Origin of the sequence: Paenibacillus whitsoniae, from assembly GCF_003955665.1 — a bacterium.
GTDB classification, from domain to species: domain Bacteria; phylum Bacillota; class Bacilli; order Paenibacillales; family NBRC-103111; genus Paenibacillus_E; species Paenibacillus_E whitsoniae.
Map to the genome: position 1 here is coordinate 72,026 of NZ_RXHU01000045.1, position 12,674 is coordinate 84,699.

General features: G+C 55.0%; 9 protein-coding genes. 2 read left to right on the plus strand and 7 right to left on the minus strand.

Features of this window, described 5'->3' with window-relative positions; all coding sequences use genetic code 11:
* Nucleotides 1–588: 588 nt before the first annotated feature.
* The 7 genes from rpoZ to EJQ19_RS16495 form a co-directional block, all read right to left on the minus strand.
* Nucleotides 589–807 carry a DNA-directed RNA polymerase subunit omega gene (gene rpoZ / locus EJQ19_RS16465; protein WP_126142333.1) on the minus strand — a complete coding sequence of 73 codons (219 nt, stop codon included), beginning with the start codon at nt 805–807 and terminating at the stop codon, nt 589–591.
* Nucleotides 808–1,446: a guanylate kinase gene (gene gmk, locus EJQ19_RS16470; protein ID WP_126142334.1), complete on the minus strand. Its 639-nt coding sequence runs from the start codon at nt 1,444–1,446 to the stop codon at nt 808–810.
* Nucleotides 1,436–1,696, minus strand: a complete 261-nt coding sequence (gene remA, locus EJQ19_RS16475; RefSeq protein WP_009672664.1) for an extracellular matrix/biofilm regulator RemA — start codon at nt 1,694–1,696, stop codon at nt 1,436–1,438. The genes gmk and remA overlap by 11 nt, the downstream gene beginning before the upstream one ends.
* Before the next feature lie 34 nt (nt 1,697–1,730).
* A complete protein-coding gene (locus EJQ19_RS16480; RefSeq protein WP_126142344.1) occupies nt 1,731–2,615 on the minus strand; it encodes a YicC/YloC family endoribonuclease in 885 nt (294 codons plus the stop codon).
* Nucleotides 2,616–2,644: 29 nt separating this feature from the next.
* Complete coding sequence (locus tag EJQ19_RS16485) at nt 2,645–4,522, minus strand: bifunctional homocysteine S-methyltransferase/methylenetetrahydrofolate reductase (protein WP_126142335.1); 1,878 nt, start codon at nt 4,520–4,522, stop codon at nt 2,645–2,647.
* Nucleotides 4,523–4,603: 81 nt separating this feature from the next.
* Nucleotides 4,604–5,446 (minus strand): diaminopimelate epimerase, encoded by an 843-nt coding sequence (gene dapF, locus EJQ19_RS16490; RefSeq protein ID WP_126142336.1) that lies wholly within the window; start codon nt 5,444–5,446, stop codon nt 4,604–4,606.
* 197 nt (nt 5,447–5,643) lie between these two features.
* Nucleotides 5,644–8,454, minus strand: a complete 2,811-nt coding sequence (locus EJQ19_RS16495) for a calcium-translocating P-type ATPase, SERCA-type (RefSeq protein WP_126142337.1) — start codon at nt 8,452–8,454, stop codon at nt 5,644–5,646.
* Nucleotides 8,455–8,809: 355 nt separating this feature from the next.
* Between EJQ19_RS16495 and EJQ19_RS16500 the strand changes: the two genes are divergently transcribed.
* A complete protein-coding gene (locus EJQ19_RS16500; protein ID WP_126142338.1) occupies nt 8,810–10,546 on the plus strand; it encodes an Rqc2 family fibronectin-binding protein in 1,737 nt (578 codons plus the stop codon).
* Between the two features lie 242 nt (nt 10,547–10,788).
* Nucleotides 10,789–12,258 carry an S-layer homology domain-containing protein gene (locus EJQ19_RS16505; RefSeq protein ID WP_164716583.1) on the plus strand — a complete coding sequence of 490 codons (1,470 nt, stop codon included), beginning with the start codon at nt 10,789–10,791 and terminating at the stop codon, nt 12,256–12,258.
* Nucleotides 12,259–12,674 lie beyond the last annotated feature (416 nt).

Consider the following 12,674-nt stretch of genomic DNA (forward strand, 5'->3'; position numbering starts at 1 on the left):
GGAGCAATAGCCGCTATGGCATCCGTTACAGCTGTTTTCCCTATCCGTCTAGCCTTGATATTGCCCAAACAAGCGGCAATCCCCATTTCCCATTCTTCGAAGTACCACCGTTAGCGACAAGATGGGCTACTTAGGTACTTGCCACGGCGAATTCGTTTTCCAGCCAAGTGTGCTCAAGTAAATACCTGGGATTATGCAGGAATTTTCCGCAAAAAAAGCGCTTCTTAGCAAAATTCCTGCGAATAGGCAGTATTTAAGAGGGATCTGCTTCAAAAAGGGATCCTCTCCCAAAATACCTGCAAAATCGCAGGCATTTCCTGAAATCGAGCTCTTTCAAAGGAAATTCCTGCACTTCTGCAGGCTTTGCTCCCCGGGGCCAATGCAGGGCTGAATCAAAACCGAATCGCACCTCCATCGCTTCCCGCCTTTTCCACTCAACGGCAAAAATTCGCCGACTGCACGACCGCTTTCACTATCGCTAATCAGGCGCAAACTTCCCTATAAGCATCGGGATATATAAGCCGCCGCCTCTACAAACTCATCGCAGAGAAAAAAATAACAACCACGAGGGTTGTTGGAAAAATGGGTTTATTTCTCATTGTTCTCGGACGGATCAATTTTCTCGTAACCAATGTAACGGCCGTACAACTCTTCCAAGGCAAAACCGACTTGTTTGTGCGCCTTATGGCCTTTCAAATCGGATTTCGCGCCGTCGCGCAGGGATCTAGCCCGTTTGGAAGCCGCAACCACCAAGGAATATTTGCTGTCCACAATGTCCAGCAGTTTATCGATTGAAGGGTATAGCATTTATTTCACCTCGTTTATCCATTGTACGACTTTGGGGAACATTCGGTCTTTCTTGCAATGCTCAGCCGCCAAAATCGCTTGAATCTTCGAACAAGCCTTCTCGACGTGATCGTTCACAATCGCATAATCATAATGCTCCATTAAACGAATTTCGTCAAGCGCCACCGACATCCGGCTGCGAATGACATCGTCCGTCTCCGTACCGCGCGTCACAATGCGGTTCTCCAGCTCGTCGAGCGACGGAGGCAGCAAGAAGATGAACACACCTTCCGGAAACTTCTGCTTTACCTGCAGCGCACCCTGAACTTCAATCTCCAGAATCACGTCTTTGCCGGCACGCAGCGTATCTTCAACGAAACGTCGTGGCGTCCCATAGAAATTCCCTACGTATTCCGCCCATTCCAGCACCTCGTCGGTGTCGATCAACTGCTGAAACTGCTCGCGGGTTTTGAAAAAATAGTTCACACCATCGACTTCACCCTGGCGCGGAGAGCGCGTCGTCGCCGAAACGGAGTATACAATGTCCGGCGCGCATTTGCGCAGAGCCGCACATACCGTTCCTTTCCCGACCCCGGAAGGGCCGGAAAGCACAATCAGAATCCCTCTCTCACGCTCAAGCGTGTTCGTATTACTCGTCATGATCATCGTCCTTATTCGAAAGTCTATGCGCTACCGTTTCTGGCTGTACGGCCGATAAAATCACATGATCGCTGTCCGTGATAATAACAGCCCGGGTTCTTCTACCATATGTAGCGTCAATCAGCATGTGACGATCACGTGCCTCTTGAATGATTCTCTTGATCGGAGCCGATTCGGGGCTGACGATCGAGATAATGCGGTTCGCCGATACGATGTTGCCGAACCCAATATTGATTAATTTGATAGCCATCTAGACTTCCTCCTCGCGAAGCGCTGCAGCAGCCTCACTCGATATTCTGTATTTGTTCTCTCATCTTCTCAAGCTCCGCTTTCATCGCGATGACCTTCGCCGCAAATTCCGCATGACTCGATTTGGAACCGATCGTGTTGACTTCACGGTTCATCTCCTGAATCAGGAAATCCAGCTTGCGCCCGACAGGCTCCGGATCCGTCAGCAGAGCGTCGCACTGTCCGAAATGGCTTCGCAGCCGCGTCAGCTCTTCGTCGACATTCGCCCGATCGGCAAAAATCGCAATTTCCGTCGCCAGACGCTGCTCATCGGCGCTTAATCCATCCGCCATCAGTGCTTGAATACGGCTTGTCATTCTCGCTGCGTATTCGTGAACGGCCATTGGAGCCAATTGTTCCAATGCCACGTGGATGCGCCTAAGCTCCTGTAACCGGTCGCGAAGATCCTGTGCCAAAAAGGCGCCTTCTCGCTGCCGCATCGTCGCAAGGCGTTCCCCTGCTTCCCGTAAGCAAGCGCAAAGCTCGCGTTCCAACGCCTCATCCGGCTCTTCGCGCAGCTCTTTCACCTGCAGCAAGTCGGGAATTCGCAGCAAATCCAGCAGGCCAAGCTCCTCCTGAAACCCATAGCGCTGCTTCAGTTGCTGCGCCGCCTCCAAATAGGCGTCTGCCAGTTCCATATTCACGGTGACGCCCTTCGGGGAAGCCGCCTCACGTTCCGCTGTAATAAAAACGTCGACGCGTCCCCGTTTTACAGCCTGCAGCACCGTTTTCTTCAGCGCGTCCTCAAATACAGCCCATTCCTTCGGCATTCGAATTGACACTTCACAATACCTATGATTGACCGATTTGATATCGATAAACACGTTGTATCCCGCAAAAGAACGATTCGCTTGCCCGAATCCGGTCATACTGCAAATCATTCCAATCACATCCGTTATCCTATTTTAATTCATTTTGAAAGTGGGTACAAGTGGAAATCATGGCGATTCGACTTTTCCCAGACATACTTCGTCAGGTCTACACACATTTCATAGGCCAAAAATGGCGTCATCAGGTAGATGCCGTTGAAATACTGCATCGCGGTATCGAGCAGCTCCTTCGCAATTTCGACACCCATCGCGCGGCCCTCCGGACCTTTGAGCCCGCTCATGCGTCTGCGTACGTCATCCGACAAGCGAATACCTGGCACCTCATTATGCAGATACTCAGCATTTCCTTCGCTGGCAAGCGGCATAAAACCAATGAAAATCGGCACGTTTAAATGCTTTGTTGTTTCGTAGATATCCTCGATCAGCTTGGCATCATATACAGGCTGCGTCATGATGTAATCTGCCCCAGCCTCGATTTTGCGTTCCAGACGCTGAACGGCTTTGTCCAAATGTTTCACATTTGGGTTGAATGCTGCGCCGATCACAAAGTTCGACTTCTGTTTCAGCGGCTTACCGGAGAACGCGATGCCCTCGTTCAGTTGCTTGATCATCCGAATGATCTCGAAAGAGGTCAGATCGTATACCGAGCTGGACCCCGGCAGATCACCGAACTTGGCAGGGTCGCCGGTCACGGCCAGCACGTGGTCGATGCCGAGTGCGTGCAAGCCCATGAGATGGGACTGCGTCCCGATCATGTTGCGGTCGCGGCACGCGATATGAATGAGCGGACGCGCGCCCAACTTGTCCTGCACGAGATAGCCGAGGGCAAGGTTGCTCATGCGCGTCACCGCCAGCGAATTGTCGGCCATCGTAATGGCGTCGACGTGCGCGTCCTGCAGGGCCTTCGAGCCCTGCATAAATTTTTGGATGTCGAGATCCTTCGGAGGATCCAGCTCGACAATGACGGTTTTGCGCTGCTTGACGATGTCCAGCAGCGTCGGGGCTGCCGGCGGCGCAGGCTGAGCCGGCGCCGGTTCGCTCACGCGCACGACTTCGGTCGGCGCGCCCTCTGTCGTCCCGGGCGCCGCCGGGACGTAGCCCTGCAGCGCCTTCGCGACCGCTGCGATATGCTCCGGCGTCGTGCCGCAGCAGCCGCCGATCAAGCGCGCGCCGAGGTCGGCGAAGCGCCGTGCGCACTCGGCGAAGTACTTCGGCGTCGCCGCATACGTATACTGCCCGTCGACATAGTCGGGCAGACCTGCGTTCGGGAACGCCGAGAACGGCACGCCCAGGTCGCTGGGCAGCTTTTCCATCGAGCGAAGAATACCGTTCGGGCCGACCCGGCAGTTGAAGCCGATGACGTCGGCACCGCCGTCGCGCAGGCGCAAAAACGCTTCTTGCAGAGGCACGCCGTCCTGCGTGCTGCCCGTCCCCTCATTCGCGAACTGGCAAATGACCGGGAGCGCGCTCATGCTGCGGATAATGCTGAGCGCGAGCTGCAGCTCCTCCAGATCGTAGAACGTCTCGAGCAGAAGCCCGTCCACCGGCGAATCCAGCAAGATGCCGATCTGCTCGCGAAGCGCAGCTTCGACGTCCGCCGTGCGGACGTTTTTCCGCTTCCCGGCCCGAATCGAGCCGATCGCGCCGACAACATACGCGTTATCGCCGACCGCTTTTCGCGCCAGTTCTACGCCTGCCCGGTTAATCGCTTCCACATCGCTCTCCAGGCCGTATTTCGACAATTTCTCCCGGTTGGCCGAAAAGGTATTCGTTTCAATCAGTCGGGCGCCCGCCTCGTAGTACCGGCGATGCACCTCCGACACCGTCTCGGGACGCAGCAAATTCAGCTCCTCATACGAAATGCCCACGGGAAAGCCCATTTGGTACAAGTATGTCCCCATTGCTCCGTCGCCGGTAATGATTTCCTGCTGCAGCGCGGAACGAAGATCCGTCTTCATCCTATCATCCTCCATCTCCCCGGCATCTAAACCTGCCTTAGCGAAAAATATACATCGCACACCCATCGTCCCGTTACAAATTTATGCCAAATCCGGAATCGTCCCCGTAAACACTTCTTCCGCAGGTCCGGTCATATAAACGCGGTTATCCGTTTCGTTCCAGGAGATGAACAGCTCTCCGCCCTTCAGCGATACGATAGAATCCCGGTCGGAATACCCGTTCAGCACGGAAGCGACGAGCGTTGCGCAAGCGCCGGTGCCGCAAGCCAGCGTAGGGCCCGCTCCGCGCTCCCAGACGCGCATATCGGTATACGCGCGGTTCTGAACCGTCGCGAACTCCACGTTCGTTCTGCGCGGAAACATCGGATGCGTCTCCAGCTTCGGCCCCCACACCGCAAGGTCAAAGTGGATCGCATCGTCCACATAAATGACGCAATGCGGGTTGCCCATGGAAACGGCTGTGAACGTGAACGTCATGCCATCCACTTCAATCGGATGCTGCACAACCTGGTCGCTGTCGATCGTTGTCGGCACTTGCAAGCCTTGCAAAATTGGCTCGCCCATGTCAACGCGCGCGGTCACAACTTTGCCGTCCTTCACCTGCACTTCGATCTTTTGCACGCCGGCTCCGATCGTTTCAATTGTAATGTCGGTCGAATCTACCAGCTTATGATCGTACACATATTTGGAAACGCAGCGCACCGCATTGCCGCATTGCTCGGCCTCGGAACCGTCTGCGTTGATAATGCGCATTTGAAAATCCGCCTTCTCGGAAGGCAGAATAAAGACGACGCCGTCAGCGCCGATACTGAAATTGCGGTTGCATAACCGAATGGCAAGCTGATCCGCCCCAGCAGGCAGCTCCCGCTCACCGTACACGACGATGAAATCGTTGCCTAAGCCATGCATTTTCGTAAAATTCATCTGAACGCACCTCATCCACCTACGGTTTAGCCCTTATCATAGCGTAAAATCGCGTGTGTGCATAGCCCTTGTATCGATGGAATAACGGCGGGAAACGGGTGCCTGCAATAGTGCCTGCGGCGGTCGACGTAAGTTAAACGTCAAAAAGCCGCTTCTCAGCGGCTCCTTGCATCGAACTGCCAGCGGGCAGCCCTATTTTAACGAAAGCTTGCTTTTGACGAACTGTACCCTGACGCACGGACACCTTTGTTGCGGTCGTTGTTGCGCTTGCGCTTCGGCGAGAGCACGCTGCCGAGGCCCATGAAGAAGGTCGGGATGCCGGCTGCAATCAGGACGAGAATCCAGTCCTTCCAGCCGAGCGGCACGGTTTTGAAAATCGGCTGCAGCGAGTCGATGTACATAACCGCCAGCATCAGGATCAGCGAGGACAGCACGGCCAGCACAAGGTATTTATTTTGCAGCGGATTGCGGTGGAAAATGGAGCGCGAGCTGCGGCAGTCGAACACATGAATAAGCTGTGCCATGACGAGTGTGGCGAAGGCAACGCTTTGCGCTTTAAGCAGCGTATCGCTGTCTCCTGGATTCGTATGCAGTACGAGCCAGAACGCCCCCAGCGTACAGACGCCGATTAGCAGCCCTCTGGAAATAATTTTCCAGCCAAGCCGACGGGCAAAAATATTTTCTTTGGCCGAGCGCGGCTTGTGCTGCATGAGATCTTTTTCAGCCTGGTCGACGCCCAGGGCCATGGCCGGCAGTCCGTCGGTCACGAGGTTGACCCACAGGATTTGAATCGGCACCAGCGGCAGCGGCAGCCCCGCCATCATGGCAATGAACATCGTCATAATTTCGCCGACGTTGGAAGCCAGCAAATAGCGGATGAATTTGCGAATATTTTCATAGATGCCGCGACCTTCCTCAATCGCCGCCACAATGGTGGCGAAGTTGTCGTCGCTAAGAATGAGCGAGGAGGCTTCTTTGGACACATCAGTGCCCGTTATCCCCATCGCAATACCGATATCCGCCGCCTTAATGGCCGGCGCGTCGTTGACGCCGTCCCCCGTCATCGCGACGACATGGCCCTGGCGCTGCAGCGCCTTGACGATGCGCAGCTTATGCTCCGGCGACACGCGGGCGTACACATACGTATCGTTCACTTTCGCATCCAACTCTTCCTCGGTCATTTGGCCGATTTGCTGGCCGCTCATGGACACGCCGTTCGCTGGAATCATGCCAAGCTGCTTGGCGATCGCTTCCGCCGTCGTCTGGTGGTCGCCGGTGATCATGACGGTTTTGATGCCCGCCTTGCGGCATTTGGCGATCGCTTCGCGCACTTCTTTGCGCGGCGGGTCGATCATCCCGGTCAGGCCGACGAACACGAGGTTGTTTTCCACATCTTCATGATCCTCGCAGCGATCCGACATCTTTACATCCTTGTACGCGACGCCAAGCACGCGCAGCGCCGATTTCGCCATGCCTTCATTGGCGGAAATCACCTTTTGCTTCAATGTAGAGGTGAACGGAATGACTTTGCCGTCCCACAAAATATAGGAGCAGTGCTGAATGAGCACGTCCGGCGCGCCTTTCGCGCAGGCCATGCGGCCTTGCTCCGAGGCAACCAGCACCGACATGCGCTTGCGCTCGGAATCGAACGGGAATTCCGCAATGCGTTTGAATTTATCCCGCAGCGACTCCGGTGTGATGCCACTCTTCGCGCTGAGCACGACGAGGGCTCCTTCGGTTGGATCGCCTTTAATATTCCAGACGGAAGCAGGCGTCTCTGCACCTTCCTTGCCTTTTTTCCGCTTCGTCTCCGCTTTCTCTTCAAATAAAGTCGCATTATTGCACAACGCCGAAATATGCAGCAGCTTGGACAGCGACGGATGCTTCAGGGGGTCGGTTTGGTGACCGGCGTGAAGGATTTGACCAACCGGCGTATAGCCGTCCCCCGTTACTTCCATCACATCCCCGCCGATCCACAGGTGAGTGACGGTCATTTTATTTTGGGTCAGCGTGCCGGTTTTGTCCGAGCAGATGACCGAGGCGCAGCCGAGCGTTTCCACCGATGGCAGCTTGCGCACGATCGCCTTACGCTTAATCATACGCTGGACGCCAAGGGCAAGCGCGATCGTAACGATCGCCGGGAGGCCTTCCGGAATGGCTGCGACCGCCAAGCTGACACCAGCCAGAAACATGGCGTACGGCGGTTGTCCGTGCATAATGCCCGCTACGACGACGAGTACAGTGAGCGCAATCGCGACGATGATGAGGATTTTGCCGAGTTGTTCGAGTCTGTGCTGCAGCGGCGTCTCCATCGATTCTGTGTTCTGAATAAGATCGGCGATTTTGCCCATTTCGGTTGACATGCCTGTCCGTACGACAACTGCCTTGGCCGTCCCGCGGGACACCATCGTGCCCATAAAGCCTAGATTGCGCTGATCCCCGAGCGGTACGTCATCATGCGGAATCACAGCCGTTAGTTTACTGACGGCCACGGATTCCCCGGTAAGAGCGGATTCCTCCACATACAGACCGTTCGTTTCCAAAAAGCGCACATCCGCCGGCACCCGGTCCCCGCTCTCCAGCACAATAATGTCGCCGGGCACAAGATCGCGAGCCGGAATCTGATGCAAGGCCCCTTCCCGCCAGACGTTAGCGTTCGGCGCAGACAGCTCTTTGAGCGCGCGCAGCGACTTTTCCGCCCGAAATTCCTGAGTAAAGCCCAAAATGCCATTCATGACAATAATAATGACAATCGTGATCGCGTCCAAATATTCCCCAAGCAGGCCGGAAATGAGGGTAGCCCCCAATAAGACCAGCACCATGAAATCTTTAAACTGATTCAAAAGCAGGGTTAACGGGGATATGCGCTGTCCTTCCGAAAGCTCGTTGCGCCCTACCTCCGCCTGCCGCCTCCACGCTTCTTCCCAGGGCAAGCCTTGCTGCATATTCACTTGCTGCAACCGCAAGACATCCTCCGAGTTCAACTGGTACCACTTCTCCTGACTCATCCGCCCTTCTCCCTCCACATGTACTTGTCTCACCTATACGTCAATGTATTCAGACAAGCGGGAAAATATCCCTGAAATCATCTTTCCGCTCCCTGGCCACTTAAGTTTTTATGAAAAGTATGGCATCATAGAGAAGATTACGTTTTATAGTAGTGTTCAAAAAGTCGGGTTTTCAGCACCGAGAAGGTTCGAGAAGCTGAAGAAGGAGGAGCGGAATGTAGGCAAAACCTACATGAGCACCGCACTTCGAAGCTGAACGCAAGATTCGATGTCGAGTCCTCTTCCCGGATTACATCGTGATCAAAAAACGACTTTTTGAACTACCTCTTATACTTGGAATGGAGTTGTTAGAAAAATGTCGTTGGACGGACTCGTCCTTCACGCCGTTGTGCACGAGCTGCAAAGCTGCGTCGGAGGCCGCATTAATAAAATTCATCAACCGAACGAGAACGATGTTGTGCTGCAAATCAGGGCGCAAGGTCAAAACCTGAAGCTGCTGCTGTCGGCAAACCCGACGTATCCGCGGGTGCAGCTTACCGAGCAAGCGACGCTCAATCCGCTGGATGCTCCGATGTTCTGCATGCTGCTGCGCAAACATTGCGAGAGCGGCATCATCGAAGCCGTGGAGCAAGTGGGACTGGAGCGCGTCGTGCGTTTGACGGTTCGGCACCGGGACGAGCTAGGCGATATGAGCGTCAAAGTGATCCTCATCGAGATCATGGGGCGTCACAGCAACATCATCCTGCTCGATCCTGCGAGCGACACCATTCTGGACGGCATTCATCACGTCACACCCGCGATCAGCTCGTATCGGATTGTCATGCCGGGCAGCACGTATGTCTCGCCGCCGGAGCAGAACAAGCTGAATCCGCTGGCTGTGGATGAGGACGCCTTCGAGCGGGCCATGGGCGGTGAGGGCAAGGATGACGCGTTCGCCAGCCTCAAGCCGGAGCAAAAGCTCGTCGCTTCCTTCAGCGGTCTGAGTCCATTGGTGGCAAAGGAGCTGGTGCATCGCAGTGCGAGCGGCGGCGGATTGTGGCCAGCGTTCCAAGCGTTGATGGCCGCGGTGCGCGAGCAGCGCTATGAACCGGTTATCGTGGAGCAGCAGGACACGGGCAAAATGTTTTTCAGCATCACGCAGCTGACGCATCTTGCGGGGCAAGTGAAGGCGTACGCGTCGCCGAGCGCGTGTCTGGAGCATTTTTACGGTGATAAAGCCGAGCGGGATACCGTCAAGCAGCGTGTCAGCGATTTGCTTCGTTTTATCCAGAACGAAATCAACAAGAATGTGAAGAAACTGGAAAAATTGCAAGAAACGATTGAAGAATCCAAAGATGCGGATAAGCATCGGATTTTAGGAGAACTGCTGACCGCCTCGCTTCATCTTATAAAAAAAGGCGACCGCGAAGTGGAGACGATCAATTATTACGATGAGCATCAAGCCTCCATCACGATTGCGCTGGATCCGCTGCTGAACCCGTCGGAGAATGCGCAGCGCTATTTTAAAAAGTATACGAAACTCAAAAACAGCACCGCCATCGTCACCGAGCAAATCTTGCAAACGCATCAGGAACTGGATTACCTGGCCACCTTGCAGCTGCAGCTCAGCGTCGCCTCCCTCTCGGATATTGAGGAAATTCGCGACGAACTGATGGAACAGGGCTATGTGCGGGATCGCGCCAAGAAACAGCGGAAAAAGAAGAAAAAAGACAAGCCGAGTCTGGCCTGCTATACGTCGAGCGAGGGCATTGCGATCTATGTCGGCAAAAACAATACGCAGAACGAGTATTTAACGAATCGGCTGGCGGCAGCGACCGACACTTGGCTGCATACGAAGGATATTCCGGGCTCTCACGTCGTCATCCGCGGAGAGGGCTTTAGCGAGAAGACGCTGCACGAAGCCGCGCAGCTTGCCGCCTATTTCTCCCAGGCCAAAAACTCCAGCCGCGTCCCCGTGGATTACACGGCGATTCGGCATGTGCATAAGCCTAGCGGTGCGAAGCCTGGTTTTGTGATTTATGTCAACCAGAAGACATTGTTTGTCACGCCGGACGAGGAGCAGATCAAGGGGATGCCTGTGAGCATCAAGTAAAGATCGTGGCTTTGTGCCTTATTTCCGGTGGGAAATAGGGCGACGATTACGGATAATTTGATAGCCTGAATGAAGAAGAACTTGCTGGGCGTCCTCGCCCGACAGGTTCTTTTTTATGAAATTGTAATGTTTGGGCGCTGGTTTTTATGCGATTGTAATGCGCGGGCTTGTAAGCTAGTACTTGTAGGCAGCACATGCGCAAGCAGGTTCAAACAACTTACATGCCAAAGGAGCACACGCATATGAAAACAACGAAAAAAACGTTAGCCATTCTTACGATTTCCGCCGCCGTCGGATTATCCGCGGTTCTTCCCTTTAACGCTTTGGCCGCCAGCCCGTTCGAGGATACGGCTGACGCCGCCCAGCAAGTACAAGCCGCGATTGAAGCGCTTTCCGGGCAGCACGTCGTGTCCGGCTATGAGGACAATTCGTTTAAACCGGATCGTGCGGTGACGCGTGCGGAGGTTGCGAAAATGATGACGCTGGCTTTGCATCTGGATCAAGCAGCTGCTGGTGGGGCAAATGCTTTTTCCGATCTGTCGGGAAACGAGTGGTTTTACGGCTATGCCGCCGCGCTTCATGCAGAGGGAGTATTGACGTCCTCGCAATTTGACGGGGCTGCGGCAGTGACAGCGACGGAGCTTGTGACGTTGCTGGCAGGTGCTCTGCAAGTGGACGCGGCAGTTATTCGCGAGCTGCCGAGCTTTGCCGCTGAGGGCAGCACCGTAACGCGCGGGCAGGCTGCGCTGCTCATTTATGAAGCGCAGCAAAAAGCGCCGATTCGCGTGACCAAGCTCGAAGTGCTGAATGGCATTACGCTGCAAGTCACCTTTTCAGGCCCAATCCCGGCCGCTGACTTGGAACTGGAGCCTGCTTCCAAAAACTTCGTGCTGGATAACGGGCTGGCGATCAGCAACGTGCCGCGGCTAAAAACAGGCGCCGTGTCGACTTACATCGTTCCGGTACCGACCCAAAAAGCAGGAACGAAGTATACGCTGACATACAAAGGCAAGCCGGCGGGATCTTTTACGGCCAGCACGGAGAAAATTGCGCTCGCCTCCACGCAGCAAATCGCGAACGATCTGTTTGAAGTCGAATCCCACTTGGCGGACGGCGTTTCCGACTATGGGTACGTCATTGCCGCATACAGCAAAAGCCGGCCGGGCGCTTTCATCGTAGATGAAGGCAATCGTTACAACGGCGTAACGTACCAAATCCTGTCCTCCATGCGCAATCGTCAGGTGCAAATCACGCCGGAAGGCGGCGAGACGATGACGGCCCACTACTTGCCGTTCACGCAAGCGACCGACGGGCGTCAAGCGCCGAAGTTTATCCTGCCGAACGGCGCAACGTTCAAGCCAAGCGTCAAGTACACCGTTTCGACCGACTGGGCGACGCTGAAAACAGCAACGTTCATCGCGAAGGATATCGCCCCGTTGTCGATTCAATCTGCGGCCGCGGTTAACAACAAAACCGTAAACGTGACGCTTGCCGCCGATCCGAAGGATGAAATTTTCGTATCGCGCCGAGTTACGTTGACAGGGACGGACGGCAAAGCGCTGACAGCGGAGTATACGCTGACCTCCCGCAAAGGCGCGACCGGCACCTTCGCCCTGCTGGACAATGCCGAGCTCGTTCCGGGCATGACGTACACCGTAGCGCCGGTCGGCGCTTGGGCGACGGCTGCTGGTACGGTACAGCTGAGTCGGTAATGGTGAAGGGCCCCGCCATCTGGCTCGCCGATCACCGAGCAGCTAGATTCGGGTGCAGCGCAGCTTAGCCCATTATGCAAAAGGGTGCCCCGCAAGCCTAAATGATAGGCTCTTTGAGGGGCACCCTTGGTTTATCTTGCGGTTCGGGGCAAGGAGAGCAGGTAGGCTCCTTGCTTGTACCGCGCATACGCGACTTCCTGCAAAATGTACAGCTAAACCGCCAGCAAAACAGCCCGTGGTGGCATAATCCTGCAAAACCTACAGGAAATCGCACGCTGTTGCCTGGTTTAGCCTCATTTCGGCGGAAGCGGGCCGCTTTAACTGTACGAAATACAGGATTTCGCGCAATTCTAGCGATATCTTGAAAAAGACATGTAAGAAATGCAGGAGTAGTATCCAGCAGACAGCGGTACGGT